The sequence below is a fragment of the Curvibacter sp. CHRR-16 genome (assembly GCF_018474005.1).
GTDB lineage: Bacteria > Pseudomonadota > Gammaproteobacteria > Burkholderiales > Burkholderiaceae_C > Allorhodoferax.
In genome coordinates this window covers 460,631-479,743 of record NZ_JAHCSH010000002.1, presented here as the reverse complement: position 1 = coordinate 479,743, position 19,113 = coordinate 460,631, and the positions used below count along the sequence as shown (strand labels likewise).

Genomic DNA, 19,113 nt, shown 5'->3' with positions numbered 1-19,113 from the left:
TAGGCTTACTTGAACACCACCGTGCGGTGGCCGTTGAGCAGCACGCGGTGCTCGCTGTGCCACTTGACGGCCCGGGCCAGCACTTGGCTCTCGGTATCGCGGCCCATGGCGGTCAGGTCTTCCACGGTCTTGCTGTGGTCGGCACGGGCCACGTCTTGCTCGATGATGGGGCCTTCGTCCAAGTCGGCCGTCACGTAGTGGGCGGTAGCGCCAATCAGCTTCACGCCGCGGTCATGCGCTTGGTAGTAGGGCTTGGCACCCTTGAAGCTGGGCAGGAAGCTGTGGTGGATGTTGATGGCGCGGCCATTGAGGGCGCGGCACATCGAGTCACTCAGAATTTGCATATAGCGCGCCAGCACCACCAGTTCAGCGCCTTCGCTGTCGATGATCTCCAGTTGGCGCTGCTCGGCTTGCTCTTTGGTCGCTGCCGTGACGGGGATGTGGTGGAAGGGCACGTTGTAGCTGGCCGCCAGTTGGTAAAACTCGCGGTGGTTGCTGATGATGGCGCGGATGTCCAGCGGCAGCAGGCCACTTTTCCAGCGGAACAGCAAGTCGTTGAGGCAGTGCCCTTCTTTGCTCACCATGAGCACGGTGCGCATGGGCTGGGCCGTGGGGTGCAAGCTCCACTGCAACTGCAGCGGCTGCGCAAACACCGCCAGCAGCTTGCGCAATTCATCGACCGGCAGCGGGCAGGCAAACTGCACACGCATGAAAAACAAGCCAGTGTCGTGGTCGTTGAACTGGGCGGCCTCTTCGATATTGCCACCATGCTCGAGCAAAAAGCCCGAGACTACGTGTACCAAGCCCAAACGGTCGGGGCAAGAAAAAGTCAGTATGTAAGTGGGAGTCGTCATAACCCCCTATTGTCGCCGACTGGCCGAACCCGTTGTCCGGGCTCGGTCAATTGGCCGCCACAGGGCTGCCACAGCCAGGTGCGGGACTCAGTGCACCACGACGGGGTTTTGCGCCAACACGCTGAACTGGTCCAGCGTTTCTTCCACTTCCTCTTGGGTGGGGCTGCTGTCTTGCCAGCGTTGGATACGCTGGTGGAAATACTCGGCCCACGAACCGTCCAGATAAATTTCCTTGCCGGTGCGCTTGTCCACGATCTCAAAACCGTGGCGGGCCAACACCGGAGTGCCTTCCAAGGCGGCCATTTCGTTACCGGGGACGGCCAGACCTTCGGTTTCAGCGTTGGCCAAGATGTGGGTCACGGTGAAAGATTCGGAGTCGTACAGAGTGTTCATGGCAGTTCCCTTTAGGCAGGTGGGCAAGAGATGGGCTGCAAATGAGGCCTACTTCTTGGGTTTCAAGGGTAACAGGTTTACGGCTGTTGTGTTTCCTTCCATTGCATATCGGCAATATCGCCGTTCGATTCAATGAGCCGAATGCGCACGGGCAAGTAGCCCAGTGCGGGGGCTAGCCATATTTCCGCTCTGTTGCCGTACTGCACCGCAGGGGCCCGCGTCACCTTGACCGTGGCCAACTCACCCCCAGGAAGTTTGAGGGTTTCCGTGCCAGCCAGCACAAATTCCCACTGCTCCTCCGAGCGTGGGCCGATGGCCGCCATGCGCACCACGGTGCCTGTGGGGTACTGTGGTGGAGCCGCTGCAATTTGCGCCCCCAACTGCAGCAAGGCACTGAGCTGGTCTTGCGTGCTAGGTGTCAGCGCCACGTCGGGCGTGTTGGCGCTGAAGGTGACTTTGCCCGCATCCCAGTCGAAATGGGCCGCCACCTCGCTTTTCACCTTGTCGCCAAAGCGGACGGGCTGCAGTCCATTGCCTGTGAGCTTGCCGCGGCTGGTTTGGCTGCGGCTGAAAAACAGGTGGCTGAGTGACAAGCGGGCGTTGTAGGTGGTGGCGTCATGCTGCCACAGCAACTCGCCACTGGGGTTGAGCGTCAGCCCTTTGGCTTGCACTGCGACGTCAAACACCAGCTTGGCGTTGGCCGCAGGGGCCACCGGCGGGGCTGCAGTCGCCACCCCGCTGGCCGTTGCCAAAGCAGCGGCGCTAATAGCTGCGCCAGAGCCGGAGGAACCGTCTGGTTGGGGTGGAGAGGGGGGCTGCGGGGCAGGGGGCTGGCTCGACACGTTTTCGGCCGAGGTGTTGCGCGGTGCGGTTGGGGTGCTTTTTGCTATGGTTTTTGTAGCTGCTGCAGCTTGCTGGTGTTGCTCTGCGGCTATTTTTTGTGGTGAATCTTCAGGGATGATGAATTGCACCTGTACGGCATTGCCAGCGGTGGAGTCGGCCCATGGCTGCAGCCACTGCAGTGGCGTGTGCAACAGGGCGCTGTGGGCCAGCAGCACCACTGCCAAAGCCCATGCGGCGCGGCGCAGTAGCACGCGCCGGGAGCGCGGTATGGCAGGGGTGGAAACAACAGGCATTGCTGAGGCAGGGGACAAGGGGTTGAGGGTTGTCATGGCCAGATGCTACACAATGCGCCCCCATGAAACTCGCAACGCTTCACGACGGTTCGCGCGACGGCCAGCTGGTGGTGGTCTCGCGCGATGGCACCCACGCCCACTACGCCACCCACATAGCCCAACGCCTGCAGCAGGTGCTGGACGATTGGAACTACCTCAGCCCTTTGCTGCAGGATGTCTACGTCAGCCTCAACCAAGGTCGTGCCCGTCATGCATTTGCGTTTGACGCCAGCCAGTGTCTAGCGCCTTTGCCACGCGCCTACCAGTGCCTGCAAGCCAGTGCCGACGGCGTGCTGCAGCACCCCAGCGACGACTTGGGCCGCCCCGACGCCGAACTGGCAGGCACCTTGGCCTGCAGCGCCCACGTGGGCGTGCTGTGTGGCGATGTGCCCATGGCCTGCACCGCCGACCGTGCCCAAGACGCCGTGCGCCTTTTGGTACTGGCCCAGCACACGCGCTGGGTGGTCGATGGCCAGCAGCACAGCCATGGCTGGCAACTGGCTCCCTTGGCCATTACGCCTGATGAACTGGGCGAGGCTTGGCAACGGGGCCGTGCCCAAGTGGCGGTACACGCCAGCCTGAACGGCCACAAACCCAAAGCGGTGGCGGGCCACAGTGGTGGGAGTGGCAACGCTGGGGTGGGGTATTGGCTCGCCAGTGCCGCCCGCTGGCGTCGCCTGCGCGCGGGCACCTTGCTGGCGCTGCCTGCACTGACCGAGTCGGACTGGACGCTACAGAGCGGCGATAGCCTGCGCTGGCAAGCCGTGGGTGCCGATGGCGGCAGCCCGTGGGGTGCGCTGGAGCTGCACGTCAGCGGCTAAGCAAGCGCGGCAGCCTGGAGTCACTGGATGTGTGGTTGTTTGCGTATGCCGCGCTGTTTTCACCCAAGCGAAACACTTCTACGGTGTGGTTGAGTTGCTCCACCTGCTCATTGAGGCTCAAGGTCGTGGCATTGCTTTCTTCGACCAGCGCAGCGTTTTGCTGGGTCATTTCGTCGAGCTGCTGAATCGCTTGATTGATTTGGCGTAGATCGTGGTTTTGTTCTTGAATGGCGGCAGAGATGTCGCCAATCAGGTGGTGTAGTTGCTGAACGACGTGCACGACTTCGCTGATTGTTTCACCAGTCTTGCTCACCAGTACGGAGCCATCGTTGACGTTCTGAACCGAGTTTTGGATCAAAGCTTTTATTTCCTTGGCGGCCTCGGCAGAGCGTCCCGCCAAGGCGCGTACTTCACTGGCCACTACTGCAAAGCCCCGGCCTTGTTCGCCAGCTCGAGCGGCTTCAACCGCAGCATTGAGCGCCAAGATATTGGTTTGGAATGCAATGCCATCAATGACACTGATGATGTCGCCGATTTTTTGGCTGCTGGTTTGGATGCCGCTCATGGTGGAGACCACTTGCTGCATAGAGGTGCCGCCTTGGCTTGCAATCGACGAGGCTTGATCAGCCAAACGCCGTGCTTGGTCAATGTGCCCTGAGCTGACGTCAATTGCTTGGCTCAAAGAGCTCATGGAACTCGAAGTTTGCTGCAATTGGCTTGACGCCTTTTCTGTGCGGACGGACAGATCATTGCTGCCACTGGTGATTTCTGAACATGCTACGCGCACGCTTTGGGTGGTATCACGCACTTGCTGCACCATGGAGGACAAAGCCGCACGCATTTTTTCTAGGGAGTGCATGAGCTGTGCTGTTTCGTCAGTGCCCTGCGCGTTTACAGGTCCCGTCATATCACCCTGCGCCATGCTGTGCGCTGCACTAACAGCGCTTAGCAGTGGGGTGGTGACGGAGCGTGTCATGGCGATGGAAAAAACCATCGCGGCCACTGCAATGGCGCATGCTGCCAAACCAATACCCCACAACCAAATAAACAGGGAGTTCACCGCGTTTTGATGCGACTCTTGGGCGTTGGCCAATTGCACGGCCATGAGCTTGTCCAAACTGTCACGCCATTCTTTTTGCAATGGTGCTAGCTGCTGCGTCAGGACTTTGGCAGCCTCTTCCCCAGCAAAGGCCATGGACAACTGAATGGCTTGCTCCACCACCGGTTCGGTTTTTTTGCGCTGTGTTTGGATTTGGTTGAGAAGTGCCTGCACAGCCTCACTGTTGGACAGGTCTTGGAATCCTTTTTCTACACTGGCAAGCTTGACCAAGGATTTTTTGTACTGTTCAACGTCTTTGTTGAGCTCAGCGCTGTCTGTTTGCAAGCCTGCGTTTCGGATGCTGGAGACAATTTCTTGCTGCAATTCGCGCATAGATACCACCAAGCCTATGCGTTGGGTGGTGTCTTGGCTTAATGCCTCCATGGATCCAATATTTTTGGCGCTGATGGTGGCTGCTGCCACGAGTGCAGCAAGCAGACTGGCAATGACCAAGGCAAAGCCGCCATACAGGCGTTTGCCAATTCCAAATTGGTTCAGCATGGCAGTGGCTTTCGAAAAAAAGCCCGCTGTAGTAGCAGGCTTTGAGAGAACTTACTTGGTGATAGCTATGCCAACAAAACCATTGAAGGAGGGGATTTTGCGCACGTACATGGAGCGCTCCTCTAGCTTTTTGGTTTCTGGGTTGATGAACATGTAGTCCACCCAACCGCCATCAGTCTTTTCAGACATTTTGATGAATTCTTTGACGAACTCTTTGCCATTGGGGTCTTTGGCTTCCAGCGTGTTTTTGCCTACCAACTTATCGTTCAGAGAGCTGGCGCGTACCAAGCCGGTGAACTCCACCACATTGACATTGAGTCCTTTGTTTTTCCACTGTGCTTCTGTGTTGAAGTCTTTGAACGCTTGATCTGGGCCCACTTTCTTGATGTGAGCCAGCGCAGCCAAGGTTTGCTCTTGGGCATCTTTACGGGCATCGGCCCAAGCGGTTGTCATGGTCAGGCCCAAAGCAAGAAAGGCACTGATTACAAAGCGAGCGGAACGAAACATGCAAAGATTCCTTTGTTTAGTAGAGCTAACTACTTTATCGGATTCTGAATGCATCTATTGAGAGTTGCTACTCTATAAAACGCTATAACTTTGCGTTAATTTGCGCTCGGTAACAGTGTTTACCCCTCTAGGAATGCATCTGGCTGATGAAGGTGCGGATGCCGCGCATCAGCATCTCCATGGATACTGCGACCAGCACCAGGCCCATCAGGCGTTCCATGGCGGTCACCACGCGCGAGCCAATCACGCGTTGGATGTATTCCGCAGCCAAGAGCACAGCAGCACTGACCAGCATGGTCACGCACAGCGCTGCTATCCATTCCAAGCGCTGCTCGGGCTGGTGCGACACCAGCAACAGCACCGTGGCCAAGGCCGACGGGCCTGCAATGGCGGGTACCGCCAGCGGCACGATGAGTGGTTCGGTTTCCAGTTCCACCTCCTGCGCGGCAGCGGGTGGGAAGACCATGCGCAGCGCGATCAGAAACAGAATCACGCCGCCGCCAATTTGCAGCGCCAGTTCGCTCAGGCCCATCACGCGCAAAAAGCTATCGCCCACAAACATGAAGGTGAGCAGCAGTCCAAACGCGATCAGGATTTCGCGCAGGATGATTTTGGGGCGGCGCGCCAAAGGCACTTTTTTGAGCGCGTTGGCAAAGATGGGAATGTTGCCGATGGGGTCGGTAATCAGCAGCAACAAAATAGTGGCGGACAGGAATGTGTAGTTCATGACAAATATCAATCTCAAGCCTGGCTACGGCCGCACAGGCGGGCCAGCAGGATAGCAGCCTGATTGATAATGCGCAGTATGTTCACACTGCACGCCTTACGCCGCACGCGCTGGCTGACCCGCTGGGTCACGCTGGTTTTTGTGCTGGCCCTGCAGGTGGCTGCGCTGGCACCCGTGGTGGCATGGGCGCAGTCGCCTGCAGCCCAAGCAGGGTTAGGTCCTATTTGCAGTGCGGCCAATGCTTCTGGCAACCCCAGCGACCCGCAGCAAAGCAACCCGCACCACACCTTGCAGTGCGCACTGTGTTTGCCTGCCATGGCGTTGCCGTTGCCCGAGCAAACGTGGCAAGCCCCCGCTTTGCTGCCAGCAGCTCCACTGGCGCGTGCTGCCGTATCGGTGGCCCAGCGCAGCGTGCCCCAGCCTGCGGCACGTGGCCCGCCTCTGAACGCCTGAACCCGTCTCTTCTTTTGCCGTGCAGCCCTAGCCTTGTGCAGGGGCTGTGCGTGCACTGTGTTTCAGGCTTTTTGTTCAGAGATTTTTTATGACTTCTTTTGCTATCAAAACCATAGCTGCTTGTGCCCTGCTGGTGGGCTCTGGCACCGCTTTTTCTCATGTAACTTTGCAAGACCAAGCCGCAGCGGCCCAAAGCGGTTATCGCGCGGTGCTGCGCGTGGGCCACGGCTGCGCTGGTGCAGCGACGACTTCCATCAAGGTGCTGGTGCCTGCAGGCTTTAGCGGCAGCCAGCCCATGGTCAAACCCGGTTGGAAAGTCACTACCGTGGTGGGCCCTTTGGCTGAGCCCGTGCAAATGCATGGCAAGACCATTACCGATGGCGTGCAAGAAATCACCTGGGCGGTGAAAGACCCCGCCGACGCCTTGCCCGATGCGCTGTACGACGAATTTGTGCTGCGCACCACCACACCCAAAAAACCTGGAACCTACTGGTTCAAGGTGGTGCAAACTTGCACCCAAGGCAGCAATGAGTGGGTGCAAATCCCCGCTGCCGGACAAGACGCCCACAGCCTACCCATGCCCGCCGCCCGTTTGGACGTGCTCGATGTGCAGCCTGCTGGCCACCACCACTGATAGACCACCCAAGGAGTTGACTATGTTGCGTATTCGTACAACCCCCATCGCCTTGGCGCTGGCGGCTTTGGCTTGCGGTGGTGCCGCCATGGCGCAGGTGAATGTGCAGGTGCAAGGCGCTTGGGCGCGGGCTACCGTGCAGGGGCAAATGGCCTCGGGTGCTTTCATGACGCTCAAAGCCGATAAGCCCGGGCGCTTGGTAAGCGTGGCTTCGCCCGTGGCCGGTGTAGCCGAGGTGCATGAGATGAAGATGGATGGAGGCGTCATGAAAATGGCTGCCTTGCCCAATGGCTTGGAACTGCCTGCTGGTAAAGCGGTCGAGCTCAAGCCCGGTGGCTATCACGTCATGCTGTTGGATTTGAAGCTGCCGCTGCAAAAAGACACCACCATTCCGCTGACGCTGTATTTCCAAGATGCGAAGGGCGTCAAGAGTGAGCAGCAGATCAAGGTGCCAGTGACCATGGTGGCCCCCAAGGCTGCTGACGCGCACCAACACCAGCACTGATCGGAGCACTCCATGTGGACTATGACTATGCGCCCCGTGCGGGCGCTGTGGGTTGCTGCGTGCGTGTTGCTGGCAGCGTGGGTGGGTGTAGCGCATGCGCAAAGCACCCAGGTGGTGGTGGACGCCATGGGCCGCAAGGTCACGGTGCCGGTGCCCGTCAAGCGCGTGGCGCTCAATTTCAACTTTGAAGAGTTCACCGCCGTGGCGGGCGTGGACAGTTGGCAGCGGGTGGTGGGCATTTCGCGCACGCCGTGGGAGAGTTGGCGACCCGCCATCTTCAAGCGCTATGCGCAGGTCATCCCCAACCTGCAGGCCATGCCCGATATCGGCCACTCTGAAGACGGCACCTTCAGCGCCGAGAAGGTGATTGCCCTCAAGCCCGATGTACTGTTCATCGCTGAATGGACTTACAGCGCCATGGAAACCGCGCGCCAGCAGATCGAGGCTGCGGGCATTCCCATCGTGGTGGTGGACTACAACGCCCAGCTGCTGGAGCGCCACTTGGCTTCCACCCGCGTCATTGGCAAGGTGATGGGTACCAGCGCCCGCGCTGAGGAATTGGCCAAGCTGTACGAATCCGAGTACAGCAAAGTGCTGGCCCGCGTGCCCAAAAACGCAGCCCGCAAGAAGGTGTACGTGGAGCTGGCCCAAGCCGGTGCCGACACCGTGGGCAACAGCTACAGCGGCACCATGTGGGGCAAGATGATCACGCTCTTGGGCGCTGACAACGTGGCCGATGGCAAGCTGCCCGGCCCTTGGGGCCCGGTGAGCCAAGAGGCGGTGCTGGCTGCTGACCCGGATGTCATCGTCTTTGCGGGCTCATCTTGGGTGAACAAACCCAAGGCGGTGCGCACCGGCTTTGACGCCACGCCCGAAGAGATTCGTGCCAACCTCAAGCCCTACACCGAGCGTCCCGGCTACAGCAGCCTCAAGGCGGTGCGCAATGGTGAAGTCAACGTTATGGAGCACGGCCTGTGCCGCACGCTGTTCGACTTTGTAGCCCTGCAATACCTGGCCAAGCGCTTGTACCCCGAGCAGTTCAAAGACGTAGACCCGGCCGCCTCCCTCAAGGCCTACTACGACAAGTACCTACCCGTGAAGTACAGCGGCGTGTGGATGCTGCCGATCAAGCCGTGAGCGCCCGCAGAGAGCCCCAGACCAGTGCGGCTGCGCTCGATGCACTGTGGCGGCGTTTGCACTGGCACCACTGCACGGTGCTGGCGAGCACGCTGACGCTGGGCCTCATGGCCTTGGTGTTGGATGTGGCTACTGGCCCCGCTCAGCTATCGCCTTGGGTGGTGGTACAGACCTTGTTGGGCGATGTCTCCAGCATCCAGGCCACCGCCATTGTGTGGAACATTCGCCTGCCCGCTGCGCTTACTGCGTGGGTGGTGGGGGCGGCGCTGGGTTTGTCGGGCGCGCTGATGCAAACCATTTTGAACAACCCGCTGGCATCGGGCTATACGCTGGGCATATCGGCAGGTGCCAGTTTGGGCGCAGCATCGGCCATCGCCTTGGGCGCATGGCTGCCGGTGCCCGAGGCCTATGCCGTGCCCGCGCATGCCATGGTGTTTGCCGCGCTGGCGTGCTGGGGCGTGTACGCCCTGGGCGGCTGGGGGCATGCTGCGCCTGACCGCTTGGTGCTGGCAGGTATTGCTATGCTGTTTTTGTTCCAAGCCCTTACCTCACTCGTGCAACTGCTGGCTTCGCCCGAGGCGTTGCAGCAAATCGTGTTTTGGCTGTTTGGCAGCCTGCAAAAAGCCACTTGGCCCAAGCTCGGGGTCATGGCGGTGGTGCTGGTGCTGTGTATACCGTGGGTGGTGCGCGATGCTTGGCCGCTCACGGCCCTGCGCATGGGCGATGCACGAGCTGCCGCCTTGGGCGTGCGCTTGCGCAGCCTGCGCCTGCGCTGCTTGGCCATCGTGTCGGTGCTGACCGGGGTGGCCGTGGCTTTTGTGGGCACCATTGGCTTTGTGGGACTGGTCGCACCGCACATGGCGCGTGCCACGGTGGGGGAAGACCAGCGCTGGTTTTTGAGCGCTTCGGCCTGCATGGGTGGGGTGCTGCTCAGCCTGGCGTCGGTGGCCAGCAAAACGGTGTACCCGGGGGCGGTGTTCCCCATTGGCATTGTTATGGCGCTCATCGGGGTGCCGTGTTTCATGCTGCTGGTGTCGCCCCGCCGCAAGGAGGTGCTATGACTTTGCAGGTGCACGACTTGTGTGTGCAGTACAGCGCGCAAACCGTGTTGCAGCTAGAGCACGCCCACTGGGAATGTGGGCAGTTGGGGGCGGTTATTGGCCCCAATGGATGCGGCAAAACCACCTTGCTCAAAGCCATAGCTGGTGTGTTGCCCAGTACCGGGCAAGTGCAGTGGCAAGGTAGGGAGCTGAGCCCGGCGCTGCGCCCCCAAGTACTGGCCTACATGCCGCAAGACAACCAAGCTAGCCAGGGCTTGACCGTCTTGGAGGTGGTTTTGCTGGGGCGCTTGCGACAACTGGGGGTGCGTGTGTCCACTGCCGACAGGCAGGGGGTATACCAAGTGCTGGAGCGCTTAGGCATCAGCCACTTGGCTGGGCGCAGCCTGCATCAGCTGAGCGGCGGGCAGCGGCAGCTAGTTTGGCTGGCCCAAGCTCTGCTAGCGCAGCCGCAGGTGTTACTGCTGGACGAACCCACCAGCGCGCTGGACATGGAGCACCAGTTGCAAGTGCTGCAGCTACTGCGCGATTTGGCCCACCAGCACGGTCTGTGTGTGGTCGTCGTGTTGCATGACCTAGCGGCTGTGGCACGCTTTGCCGACACGGTGCTCGCCTTGCAGCAAGGGTGTCTGCATTCCCAAGGTGCAGCGGCGGATATGCTGCAACCCGATTGCTTGGCTCAACTGTTTCGTGTGCAGGTGGACATGCTCCAAGGGTTTGATGGCTTGCTCATACCAGTGCCACGCTGTGCAATATTGGTTTAAGCGCATGGTCTGTTTGGTGCTTATGCTGTAGAGTTGTTGGTTGACAACAACACCGCATGCGGAAGGGGCAGACATGGGCAATGAGCAAGATTGGACAAGCGCGTTTGGGCAGTGGATGCCGGGTCTGGATTTTTGGAAAAACCTGCAGAGCAATGCCATGTCGGGCAGCGTGCCCGGCATGCCCCCGATGCCCGGTATGGGCTCGTGGGCCACGCCCACCCTGAGCGTGGAAGAACTGGACAAGCGCATCCAAGACTTGAAGAGCGTGCAGTTCTGGCTGGAGCAAAACAGCCGCGCCTTGGCTGCCACGGTGCAGGCTTTGGAAGTGCAAAAAATGACCCTGAGCACCTTGCAGGGCATGAACGTGAATCTGGCCGACTTGGCGCAGGCTTTTATGCCCAAAGCCGCTACAACGGCCTCCACCCAGTCTGATGCTGCAGCACCTAAAGCAAGCCCAGGCCCTGAGGCTGCGCAGGCCGACCCAGCCGCCACCAGTGCGCAGCCGGGGGTTGACCCACTGCAGCTATGGAACGGTTTGGCCCAGCAGTTCCAAACCATTGCCAGTGCCACCATGCAAGAAGCCATGCGCCATGTGCCCCCAGCAGCGGCAAGCATGGCCAAGGCAACCACACAGCGTGCCACCCCTCGGCGTGCGCCAGCGGCTAAAAAGTCACCAGTCAATAAAAAATAAGCCAGCGCGAGTGGCTTATATGAAGATGGCGTGGATTGTTGGAGTGCTTGGGCGTTGTCGCCTGCTGTGGCGTATTGGGTTGGCCTTGTCGCTGAGCTGGGGCTGTGTGCACGCCGCTGATGCGCCGGTGGTGCTGGACGGTCAGTACGCCGGTGGTGTGGTCTGGTCAGAGCTGCGTTTCTTGCACGAGCAAGGCACCCCCTTGGGGCTGGATCAGGTGCAAGCGCGCTTGGACGAGTTTGAATCCAACAGCGGCCATCCACTTTCCACCTTTGGCGTAGTGAAGTTCCCTGTATGGCTCTATTTGCCAGTGCAGGTGCCTGCCGGGGCTGAAACCGATTGGGTTTTCACCATCGACTACCCCATCGTCCAGCGTTTTGATTTGTTTCTGACGGCCAATGGCCAGTTGGTGCAGCACGTGGCCAGAGGTTCCTCCGTCGCGCGCGATGATGCCAAGCCGCGTTCTGTGGCCATTAGCATCCCGCTGCATTTGCGTGACGCAATGACCTACGGCATTTGGCTGCGTGTGCAGTCCGCAGGGCCCATGCTGCTGCCCATGCGACTGCAAAAAGCAGGCGATGCCATCGCCCAAGCGGAGGTGGATCAGCTGGTAATGGGGCTGATCTGTGGCATCGAGCTCACTTTGCTGCTCTACTGCTTATTGCAGTGGGTCAGTCTGCGCGAACCCGTGTTTTGGATGTACTCACTCATGACCTTTGGCGTGATGTTGTCCAACATTTTTTTCTATGGCCTTGGGTGGCGTTTTTTGTGGCCGGATCAACTGTGGGTGCAGGCGCACATGGACGGCACAGTCACCTTTTTCGGCTCTGTGGGTACGTTTTTGTTTGTGGGAGAGGTTTTGGCAGGGGGCGACTCACAACGACGTCGTTTCTTGTGGGCCATGCGTGCGTGTGCCGCTTTGTCTGCGGTGTTCATGGTCATCTACTTGCTCGATGGCTTTGCGCACGATGTGTTTTTGCTGCTGTTTACCTTGTGGCCTTTTGTGCCATCCATGATGGCCATTCCTTACACCCTGTTTAAAGCGGACAAAAGCAATTCGATTGCCAAGGCCCTGTTGTTGGTTTGGGCGGTTTATGTCGAGGCGTTGCTTCTGACTTTTGGTGCAATGTATGGCTGGCAAGGCTGGCCTAGTGTGAGCTTTTGGACGGTGCGGGCTTTCCCCATCGCAGCTGCCATCGATTCGGTGCTGTTTTTGTACGTGCTGGGGTTGCGTTCCAAGGGAGTCCGTGTGGCCGCACAGCGGGCTGCGCTAGAGCGTGATGCCTTGCAAACCATGGCCTACACCGATGCGCTCACGGGGGTGCTCAATCGCCGTGGTTTGGATACCGCGCTGGACAGCATGCTGACGCAGGCTTCTGTCGATAACCAAGCGGCAGTCATGGTGCTCGATTTGGATGGCTTTAAGCCCATCAACGACACCTACGGCCACGACGTGGGCGATGTACTGCTCAGGGCTGTAGCGCAGCGCCTCAAAGGGCAGGTGCGCAGTTCGGACTTGGTGGTGCGCCTAGGTGGCGATGAATTTGTGGTGGTGGCGCGGGACTTGACCAACGCCTTGCAGGTGCAAGAGCTGGCGGCCAAGTTGCTGCATGTGCTACAGCAGCCGTATCGTTTGAACACCACCTTGGGCAATATCCAAGTGCATGTGGGGGTGACTATTGGCTATGCCTTGGCGCCTATTGACAGTACCGATGCGTTTGAACTGATCAAGTTCGCCGATATGGCGCTCTACGAAGGCAAGCGCCAAGGCAAAGGCTGCGTGCAGCGCTACGCCAAGGTGGTGGCGCTCCAAGCTTAGTGCAACTGCGTTGCCAGCAGTTGCGATGGTGAGCAGTCAAACTGCTTGCGAAAGTCGCTGGCGAACTGGCTGAAGTGCCAAAACCCCCAACTGGCTGCCACATCACGCACGGTAGTGCCGCTAGCGGCTTGGCGCAGTTGGCGGCGTGCGCCGTTCAGGCGCAGTACCCGCAGGTATTGGGTGGGGCTCAAGCCCGTGACTTCTTCAAAGCAGTATTGCAAAGTGCGGCGGCTCACATGCAGTTGCTCGCATAGTTGGGGCACGTTGATGGGGTCTTCGGGGTGTTGTAGCACCCAGTCGCGGGCTTTGCTGACCACGCGCAAGTGGCGGTCAAAGCTGCCACTGTGGTGGTCAGCACGCTGCGCGGTTTCCAGCAGTGGTAGCAGGGCTTCCAGCACGCTGTCGGTCGCGCTGTGGCGGGTTTGCTCGGCCATGGCACCCTTGTCCAGCAACAGGGTTTGTAGCGTTTGCAAGCAGCGCGCATGGGGTTGGGTGTGCACCTGCAGCAGCGGGCTGTGGCTCAGTGCCGCCCAGTCCACCACAAAGCCTTGTTCCTCGGCCGCTTGGCGCAGGCAGTCTTGCCGCACCACGATGCCGTAAATACTGAAGTCCGCCGGGGTGTTCAGTTCAAACTCTTGCCCACCGGGGCGCACCATGATGCTGTGCTGCCCACTACCCAAGCCGTTGATGCGGCTGTCTTGTTGCATGGCATGCGGCAGCGGCAGACCAAACCACAGGCTGTCAGGCCACACGCAGCAGCGCTGCAGCATCCCTTGGTTGGTGCGCTCGCAAAACACCTGCATGTGCGGCAGCTGCATTTCGTGCAGCGAACCTTGGAAAGCGCCACGGGTTGTTTGGTCGTAGCACTGCTCCCAGTTGGTCAGGTTGCAGGCGTGTTCGTCTGCATCTTGTGCTAAAACGGTTCGAACGTTGTTGATTGCGCTCTCTTTTGTTGCGTTCATCGTTTTGCTCCAAGTTTGCCGAAATTTGATACCGCCTTGTCCTTGGCGTGTTTAGAGTGCAATGGAAGCAAGCGCTATGCCTGCTGCACCGCACTTTTTTGGAGGTCTTCTATGTCAACAACATCCCCCGCATCCGGGGTTCCGGCGCTCAAGCCGGTTTTAAGTACCCTGCAGCTCTGGGGCATCGCTGTCGGTTTGGTGATCTCGGGCGAATACTTCGGCTGGAGCTACGGCTGGGCCTCAGCGGGCACGCTGGGTTTTACCGTCACAGCGCTGTTCATCGCGGCCATGTACACCACCTTCATCTTCAGCTTTACCGAGCTGACCACCTCCATTCCCCACGCCGGTGGCCCGTTTGCCTACAGCAAGCGCGCCTTCGGTCCTGTGGGCGGTTACTTGGCGGGCATTGCCACGCTGGTGGAGTTCGTATTTGCGCCGCCTGCCATTGCTTTGGCCATTGGTGCTTACCTCAATGTGCAGTTCCCCGCACTCGATCCCAAGGTCGCAGCCGTGGGGGCTTACGTGGTGTTCATGACGCTCAACATCGTGGGCGTGAGCATCGCCGCCACCTTCGAGCTGTTTGTCACCATCTTGGCCATCTTTGAACTGCTGGTCTTCATGGGCGTGGTGTCGCCCGGTTTTTCCATGGCCAACTTCGTCAAGGGCGGTTGGGCTGGTCAAGACAGCTTCAGCTTGGCTGCCATCGGCGGCATGTTTGCAGCCATTCCGTTTGCTATTTGGTTCTTCCTCGCCATCGAAGGCGTGGCCATGGCCGCTGAAGAAGCCAAAGACCCCAAGCGCTCCATTCCTATCGCCTACATCGCCGGTATCTTGACGCTGGTGGTGCTGGCTGTGGGTGTGATGGTGTTTGCCGGTGGTGCCGGCGACTGGACCAAGTTGGCCAATATCAACGACCCATTGCCCCAAGCCATGAAGCTCATCGTGGGCGAGAGCAGCGGCTGGTTGCACATGCTGGTGTGGTTGGGCTTGTTCGGTTTGGTGGCGTCCTTCCACGGCATTATCTTGGGCTACTCGCGCCAAATCTTTGCCCTGTCCCGTGAAGGCTATTTGCCCGCCTTCCTGTGCAAAGTGCACCCCAAGTTCAACACCCCCCACCGGGCTATTCTGGCCGGTGGCGTGGTGGGTATTGCCGCCATCTTCAGTGACGAGCTGATCCAAATCGGCGGCATGACCCTGACGGCCAACATCGTGACGATGAGCGTGTTCGGCGCTATCCTGATGTACATCATGAGCATGCTGAGCCTGTTCAAACTACGCAAGAGCGAACCTGGCATGGTGCGTCCTTTCACAGCTCCGCTGTACCCATTCTTCCCAGCATTTGCCTTGGCCGCTGCACTGGTGTGCTTGCTTACCATGGCCTACTACAACGCCATCGTTGCGGGTCTGTTTGTCGGCATTTTGGTGCTGGGCTACGCGTACTTTGTGCTCACCAAGCACCAACGCCAAGACTAAGGAGTTCCCTCGCCATGCCTGCTATGCACGCTTACCCTTACCACTACAGCTTGGGCGCACACACCTACGGGTTTGCCAGCCTCAAGGAGTTGATGGCCAAAGCCACCCCCGCCCGCTCGGGGGACTATTTGGCCGGGGTGGCAGCAGGCAGTGCCCAAGAACGCGCAGCCGCCCAGTTGGCGCTGGCCGATGTGCCGCTGCGCACCTTCTTGAACGAGGCCTTGGTATCCTATGAAGAGGATGAGATCACCCGACTCATTCTGGACACGCACGACGCAGCCGCGTTTGCGAAAGTGGCTCACCTCACGGTGGGCGATTTTCGCAACTGGCTTCTGAGCGAAGCGGCCACCAGCGAAGCGCTGGCGGCCTTGGCTCCCGGCATCACGCCCGAAATGGCCGCCGCTGTGAGCAAAATCATGCGCAACCAAGACCTCATCTTGGTCGCCAAAAAATGCCGCGTCATCACGGCCTTTCGCAACACCATCGGTCTGCCTGGCCGCATGAGCACCCGCCTGCAGCCCAACCACCCCACCGACGACGCCACTGGCATTGCCGCCAGCATGCTCGACGGTTTGCTCTACGGCAGTGGCGATGCGGTCATCGGCATCAACCCCGCCACCGACAACGTGGCCCAGGTCATGCGCTTGGTGCACATGATGGCGGGTGTCATCGACCACTACGACATCCCCACCCAGTCCTGCGTGCTGACCCACGTAACCAACACCATACAAGCCATCGAGCGCGGTGCGCCGGTGGACTTGGTGTTCCAGTCCATTGGCGGCACCGAGGCCACCAACAGCAGCTTTGGCGTCAACCTGGCGGTGCTGGGCGAAGCCCGCGCCGCCGCCTTGTCGCTGAACCGGGGGACCGTGGGCAACAACGTCATGTACTTTGAGACAGGGCAGGGCAGCGCCCTGTCGGCCAATGCCCACCACGGCATGGACCAGCAAACCAGCGAGGCCCGCGCCTACGCCGTGGCGCGCCACTTCAAGCCGCTGCTGGTCAACACCGTGGTCGGCTTCATCGGGCCAGAGTATTTGTACGACGGCAAGCAAATCATCCGCGCCGGGCTGGAAGACCACTTCTGCGCCAAGCTGCTGGGCCTGCCCATGGGCTGCGACGTCTGCTACACCAACCACGCCGAGGCCGACCAGAACGACATGGACGTGCTGCTCACCGTGCTGGGCGCGGCAGGCATCAGCTTTGTGATGGGCATACCGGGGTCGGACGACATCATGCTCAACTACCAAACCACGTCCTTCCACGACGCGCTGTACGTGCGCCAAGTGCTGGGCTTGCGCGCCGCGCCCGAGTTCGAGGCGTGGCTGGAGCGCATGCAAATCGCCACCTGCACTGACGCTGGCATGCGCCTGCAAAACAGCTTGCCTCCCGCGTTCGAGCGCGCCTTGCTGCAAATCAGCTAAACGGAGGCCTGTGCTATGTCTACTCCCAAGTCCATCGAACCCACCAAGCCTTCTGATACCGCACCGTTTTCCGTGGTCGGCAACCCTTGGGCGGGCTTGCGCCAGTTCACCGCCGCGCGCATCGCGCTGGGCCGTGCGGGGGTGAGCTTGCCCACTGCCGCGCATCTGGAATTCCAACTGGCCCACGCCCAAGCGCGTGACGCAGTGCACCTCGCGCTGGACGTGCCCACCCTGCAGCACGACCTGCAGCAAGCGTGGCCGAATTTGGGCAAGCCCCTGCTGCTGCACAGCGCTGCCGCAGACCGTGGCCAGTACCTGCAGCGCCCCGACATGGGCCGCCGCTTGGGCGCGGCATCTGCCCAAGCCCTCCAAGACATGGCCCCCAGCGCGCCTGCCGGGCAAGTGGTGCGCGACGACCCGGCCAGCCGCCGTTACGACCTAGCGCTGGTGGTGGCAGACGGTTTATCGGCCCGCGCCATCATGCAAAACGCTGCCCCCTTTGTCGCCGCGCTGCATGCGCGCATGGCGGGCGAGGGGTGGAACGTGGCCCCCATCAGCATCGTGCAGCAAGGCCGTGTGGCCGTGGGCGACGATGTAGGCCAGCGCCTGGGTGCGCGCTGCGTGGTCATGCTCATTGGCGAGCGCCCCGGCCTTAGCTCGCCCGACAGCATGGGCCTGTACCTGACGTGGATGCCCCGCGTCGGCCTGACCGACGCCAGCCGCAACTGCATCTCCAACGTGCGCCCCGCCGGGTTGGTGTACGACGAAGCCGCCTACAAACTGCACTACCTGCTGAGCGAATCGCGCCAGCGCATGCTCTCGGGTGTGGACTTGAAAGACGAAACCGCCAGCACCGACGGTGCCGCGCTGCAAGACCCGGGCAACTCGTTTTTGCTCAGGGGGTAGGGGCGGCGAGCAGCGGGAAGTGTGGGGCGTTTATCCAAACACCGGCCGAAAGAAACTGCGCTCGTTGCTGACGATGCAGCGCGTTTCTTCGGCATAGCGAAACGCCGCTAGGCATTCCGGGTCGGTTTGGGATTGCACCCGGTAGGTCTCGTAAGCCGCCAGACTGGGAAAACTGAACATGGCCAAAGCCACGTTGTTGGCCCCTTCGGACGGCAAAAAGTAGCCGTGGTGCTGGCCGCCGAACTTTTGCACCAGCGGTATCCATGTTTTGCCGTAGTGCTCAAACTCGTGGAGCTTATAAGGGTCGATGATGTAGCGGATGTAGCAGGTGATCATGGTTCTCTGGGGTGTTGCTCAAGGCATCAGCCTTGCCAATTCAATATTGATGTTCCTAGGAGGTATTCTTTAACTGGAGTGCTGCGCACAGCTTGGAAGTTATCGTTGTGAAAATTTGGTGTTTGCCATGAGCATGTCCATGCTGAGTAGTCATCTGTGGAATTCAAATATAGTGATGGTTCGCGAAAGCTCTTCAGATCAATTCCTTTCACGTGCCCAGTGTGACGCCCATTTGTTGACCGCGTTGTGTGTACATCCGTTGTAAAACAGCGCTGCTTATGCTTTGAGATAGTTAAGGTAGGCGTCTCACTTTGCAGATTTGCGGCTGTTTTTAAGGGTTTTTCTTTATGTGCGGTTTCTTGTTGGTGTTAAGCTATAGCTAAACAAATGTATTTTCTGACCGAAATCAGGGTGAGTGACTTTGAGTCAGGTGCTGTGTCTGCGCAGGGTCGATTCAAGGTGGTCTCACCCTGTACGGATGCCAAGAGCAGAGACTCGGCGAAGGTGTTTAAGGCAGTTAAAAGCTTGCAGGGGGATGACCAGCGACAGGCCCTGCTAGGTTTGAAAAAGCTGCTGAAGCTGGCTCAACTAGGTAAGCCTTTCAACCAGCTATCAGATGCGAAGACGGTGCATGAAGCATTTAATCCTTTTTACTGTGATGTGACCAAGAAGAATGAAACGGTATGGCGGTATCGGCATGGCGACATTCGGATTTTGTTTTATTACGCAACGGACAAGGTGGTCTTGTTGACGCACACCTTGCCCAAACGTACAGATAAGCTTTCAAACAAAGATATCAACCAAGCCAAGCAGGCAGTGGTTGATTTTTTGACAGCATCCCGAACTGCAGCGGGTCTGCAGTGGATTGAGTGAA

21 protein-coding genes are annotated in these 19,113 nt (G+C 59.5%); 13 read left to right on the top strand and 8 right to left on the bottom strand.

From position 1 onward, the window contains the following. Positions 1–5: 5 nt before the first annotated feature. The 3 genes from purU to KIK84_RS05815 all read right to left on the bottom strand — a co-directional run bounded on the left by purU (position 6) and on the right by KIK84_RS05815 (position 2,419). On the bottom strand, positions 6–854 hold the full coding sequence (purU, locus tag KIK84_RS05825) for a formyltetrahydrofolate deformylase (protein WP_214122093.1): 849 nt from the start codon (positions 852–854) through the stop codon (positions 6–8). 87 nt (positions 855–941) lie between these two features. Next, on the bottom strand, positions 942–1,247 hold the full coding sequence (locus KIK84_RS05820; protein ID WP_214122092.1) for a BTH_I0359 family protein: 306 nt from the start codon (positions 1,245–1,247) through the stop codon (positions 942–944). Positions 1,248–1,324: 77 nt separating this feature from the next. Beyond that, the gene (locus tag KIK84_RS05815; RefSeq protein ID WP_214122091.1) at positions 1,325–2,419 is read right to left on the bottom strand and encodes a DUF3108 domain-containing protein; all 1,095 of its coding nucleotides are present in this window, start codon (positions 2,417–2,419) and stop codon (positions 1,325–1,327) included. 26 nt (positions 2,420–2,445) lie between these two features. Here KIK84_RS05815 and KIK84_RS05810 point away from each other — a divergent pair, with 26 nt between their 5' ends. Beyond that, a complete protein-coding gene (locus KIK84_RS05810; protein ID WP_214122090.1) occupies positions 2,446–3,243 on the top strand; it encodes a fumarylacetoacetate hydrolase in 798 nt (265 codons plus the stop codon). On the opposite strand, the gene KIK84_RS05805 is transcribed toward KIK84_RS05810, so the two are convergent. From KIK84_RS05805 to KIK84_RS05795, 3 genes are all read right to left on the bottom strand, one after another. Next, complete coding sequence (locus tag KIK84_RS05805) at positions 3,233–4,843, bottom strand: methyl-accepting chemotaxis protein (RefSeq protein WP_214122089.1); 1,611 nt, start codon at positions 4,841–4,843, stop codon at positions 3,233–3,235. The two genes, KIK84_RS05810 and KIK84_RS05805, sit on opposite strands and share 11 nt — an antisense overlap. A gap of 51 nt (positions 4,844–4,894) precedes the next feature. Continuing rightward, complete coding sequence (locus tag KIK84_RS05800; RefSeq protein ID WP_214122088.1) at positions 4,895–5,350, bottom strand: cache domain-containing protein; 456 nt, start codon at positions 5,348–5,350, stop codon at positions 4,895–4,897. 127 nt (positions 5,351–5,477) lie between these two features. Continuing rightward, entirely contained in the window at positions 5,478–6,077 is a 600-nt protein-coding gene (locus KIK84_RS05795; protein WP_214122087.1) for a MarC family protein, read from the bottom strand. A 78-nt stretch (positions 6,078–6,155) separates the two neighbouring features. On the opposite strand from KIK84_RS05795, the gene KIK84_RS05790 reads away from it, so the two are divergent. The 8 genes from KIK84_RS05790 (at position 6,156) to KIK84_RS05755 (ending at position 13,138) form a co-directional block, all read left to right on the top strand. Continuing rightward, positions 6,156–6,530 (top strand): DUF2946 family protein, encoded by a 375-nt coding sequence (locus KIK84_RS05790; protein WP_214122086.1) that lies wholly within the window; start codon positions 6,156–6,158, stop codon positions 6,528–6,530. A gap of 88 nt (positions 6,531–6,618) precedes the next feature. After that, on the top strand, positions 6,619–7,164 hold the full coding sequence (locus KIK84_RS05785) for a YcnI family copper-binding membrane protein (protein WP_214122085.1): 546 nt from the start codon (positions 6,619–6,621) through the stop codon (positions 7,162–7,164). A 22-nt stretch (positions 7,165–7,186) separates the two neighbouring features. Beyond that, entirely contained in the window at positions 7,187–7,669 is a 483-nt protein-coding gene (locus KIK84_RS05780) for a copper chaperone PCu(A)C (RefSeq protein WP_214122084.1), read from the top strand. Between the two features lie 12 nt (positions 7,670–7,681). Continuing rightward, positions 7,682–8,806, top strand: coding sequence for an ABC transporter substrate-binding protein (locus tag KIK84_RS05775; RefSeq protein WP_214122083.1), 1,125 nt, complete (start codon positions 7,682–7,684; stop codon positions 8,804–8,806). Next, entirely contained in the window at positions 8,782–9,867 is a 1,086-nt protein-coding gene (locus KIK84_RS05770) for a FecCD family ABC transporter permease (protein WP_214122082.1), read from the top strand. The genes KIK84_RS05775 and KIK84_RS05770 overlap by 25 nt, the downstream gene beginning before the upstream one ends. Then, entirely contained in the window at positions 9,864–10,628 is a 765-nt protein-coding gene (locus KIK84_RS05765; RefSeq protein ID WP_214122081.1) for an ABC transporter ATP-binding protein, read from the top strand. Before KIK84_RS05770 ends, KIK84_RS05765 begins: the two co-directional genes overlap by 4 nt. Positions 10,629–10,701: 73 nt before the next feature. Further along, a complete protein-coding gene (locus KIK84_RS05760) occupies positions 10,702–11,319 on the top strand; it encodes a PhaM family polyhydroxyalkanoate granule multifunctional regulatory protein (RefSeq protein ID WP_214122080.1) in 618 nt (205 codons plus the stop codon). A gap of 43 nt (positions 11,320–11,362) precedes the next feature. After that, positions 11,363–13,138 (top strand): diguanylate cyclase domain-containing protein, encoded by a 1,776-nt coding sequence (locus KIK84_RS05755; RefSeq protein WP_214122079.1) that lies wholly within the window; start codon positions 11,363–11,365, stop codon positions 13,136–13,138. Here KIK84_RS05755 and KIK84_RS05750 read toward each other — a convergent pair. After that, complete coding sequence (locus tag KIK84_RS05750) at positions 13,135–14,100, bottom strand: helix-turn-helix domain-containing protein (protein ID WP_214122078.1); 966 nt, start codon at positions 14,098–14,100, stop codon at positions 13,135–13,137. The genes KIK84_RS05755 and KIK84_RS05750 overlap by 4 nt on opposite strands. A 111-nt stretch (positions 14,101–14,211) precedes the next feature. On the opposite strand from KIK84_RS05750, the gene eat reads away from it, so the two are divergent. From eat to eutC, 3 genes are read left to right on the top strand one after another with little or no spacing between them, the layout of a single operon-like run. Beyond that, on the top strand, positions 14,212–15,573 hold the full coding sequence (gene eat, locus KIK84_RS05745) for an ethanolamine permease (RefSeq protein ID WP_214122077.1): 1,362 nt from the start codon (positions 14,212–14,214) through the stop codon (positions 15,571–15,573). Positions 15,574–15,596: 23 nt separating this feature from the next. Next, the gene (locus KIK84_RS05740; protein ID WP_214122328.1) at positions 15,597–16,997 is read left to right on the top strand and encodes an ethanolamine ammonia-lyase subunit EutB; all 1,401 of its coding nucleotides are present in this window, start codon (positions 15,597–15,599) and stop codon (positions 16,995–16,997) included. Between the two features lie 15 nt (positions 16,998–17,012). Continuing rightward, positions 17,013–17,903 (top strand): ethanolamine ammonia-lyase subunit EutC, encoded by an 891-nt coding sequence (eutC, locus tag KIK84_RS05735; RefSeq protein ID WP_214122076.1) that lies wholly within the window; start codon positions 17,013–17,015, stop codon positions 17,901–17,903. 30 nt (positions 17,904–17,933) lie between these two features. On the opposite strand, the gene KIK84_RS05730 is transcribed toward eutC, so the two are convergent. Continuing rightward, positions 17,934–18,239, bottom strand: a complete 306-nt coding sequence (locus KIK84_RS05730) for an NIPSNAP family protein (RefSeq protein ID WP_214122075.1) — start codon at positions 18,237–18,239, stop codon at positions 17,934–17,936. A gap of 387 nt (positions 18,240–18,626) precedes the next feature. Here KIK84_RS05730 and KIK84_RS05725 point away from each other — a divergent pair, with 387 nt between their 5' ends. Next, on the top strand, positions 18,627–19,112 hold the full coding sequence (locus KIK84_RS05725) for a type II toxin-antitoxin system RelE/ParE family toxin (RefSeq protein ID WP_214122074.1): 486 nt from the start codon (positions 18,627–18,629) through the stop codon (positions 19,110–19,112). The last annotated feature ends 1 nt before the right edge of the window (position 19,113 follow it).

Excerpts from the sequence above, each read along its gene's own strand:
- KIK84_RS05785 (WP_214122085.1), top strand. The coding sequence starts at position 6,619 with ATGACTTCTTTTGCTATCAAAACCATAGCTGCTTGTGCCCTGCTGGTG.
- KIK84_RS05730 (WP_214122075.1), bottom strand. The coding sequence starts at position 18,239 with ATGATCACCTGCTACATCCGCTACATCATCGACCCTTATAAGCTCCAC.
- KIK84_RS05820 (WP_214122092.1), bottom strand. The coding sequence starts at position 1,247 with ATGAACACTCTGTACGACTCCGAATCTTTCACCGTGACCCACATCTTG.
- KIK84_RS05800 (WP_214122088.1), bottom strand. The coding sequence starts at position 5,350 with ATGTTTCGTTCCGCTCGCTTTGTAATCAGTGCCTTTCTTGCTTTGGGC.
- KIK84_RS05775 (WP_214122083.1), top strand. The coding sequence starts at position 7,682 with ATGTGGACTATGACTATGCGCCCCGTGCGGGCGCTGTGGGTTGCTGCG.
- KIK84_RS05790 (WP_214122086.1), top strand. The coding sequence starts at position 6,156 with ATGTTCACACTGCACGCCTTACGCCGCACGCGCTGGCTGACCCGCTGG.
- KIK84_RS05765 (WP_214122081.1), top strand. The coding sequence starts at position 9,864 with ATGACTTTGCAGGTGCACGACTTGTGTGTGCAGTACAGCGCGCAAACC.
- eat (WP_214122077.1), top strand. The coding sequence starts at position 14,212 with ATGTCAACAACATCCCCCGCATCCGGGGTTCCGGCGCTCAAGCCGGTT.
- purU (WP_214122093.1), bottom strand. The coding sequence starts at position 854 with ATGACGACTCCCACTTACATACTGACTTTTTCTTGCCCCGACCGTTTG.
- KIK84_RS05760 (WP_214122080.1), top strand. The coding sequence starts at position 10,702 with ATGGGCAATGAGCAAGATTGGACAAGCGCGTTTGGGCAGTGGATGCCG.
- KIK84_RS05725 (WP_214122074.1), top strand. The coding sequence starts at position 18,627 with ATGTATTTTCTGACCGAAATCAGGGTGAGTGACTTTGAGTCAGGTGCT.
- KIK84_RS05805 (WP_214122089.1), bottom strand. The coding sequence starts at position 4,843 with ATGCTGAACCAATTTGGAATTGGCAAACGCCTGTATGGCGGCTTTGCC.
- KIK84_RS05810 (WP_214122090.1), top strand. The coding sequence starts at position 2,446 with ATGAAACTCGCAACGCTTCACGACGGTTCGCGCGACGGCCAGCTGGTG.
- eutC (WP_214122076.1), top strand. The coding sequence starts at position 17,013 with ATGTCTACTCCCAAGTCCATCGAACCCACCAAGCCTTCTGATACCGCA.
- KIK84_RS05815 (WP_214122091.1), bottom strand. The coding sequence starts at position 2,419 with ATGACAACCCTCAACCCCTTGTCCCCTGCCTCAGCAATGCCTGTTGTT.
- KIK84_RS05740 (WP_214122328.1), top strand. The coding sequence starts at position 15,597 with ATGCACGCTTACCCTTACCACTACAGCTTGGGCGCACACACCTACGGG.
- KIK84_RS05780 (WP_214122084.1), top strand. The coding sequence starts at position 7,187 with ATGTTGCGTATTCGTACAACCCCCATCGCCTTGGCGCTGGCGGCTTTG.
- KIK84_RS05750 (WP_214122078.1), bottom strand. The coding sequence starts at position 14,100 with ATGAACGCAACAAAAGAGAGCGCAATCAACAACGTTCGAACCGTTTTA.
- KIK84_RS05795 (WP_214122087.1), bottom strand. The coding sequence starts at position 6,077 with ATGAACTACACATTCCTGTCCGCCACTATTTTGTTGCTGCTGATTACC.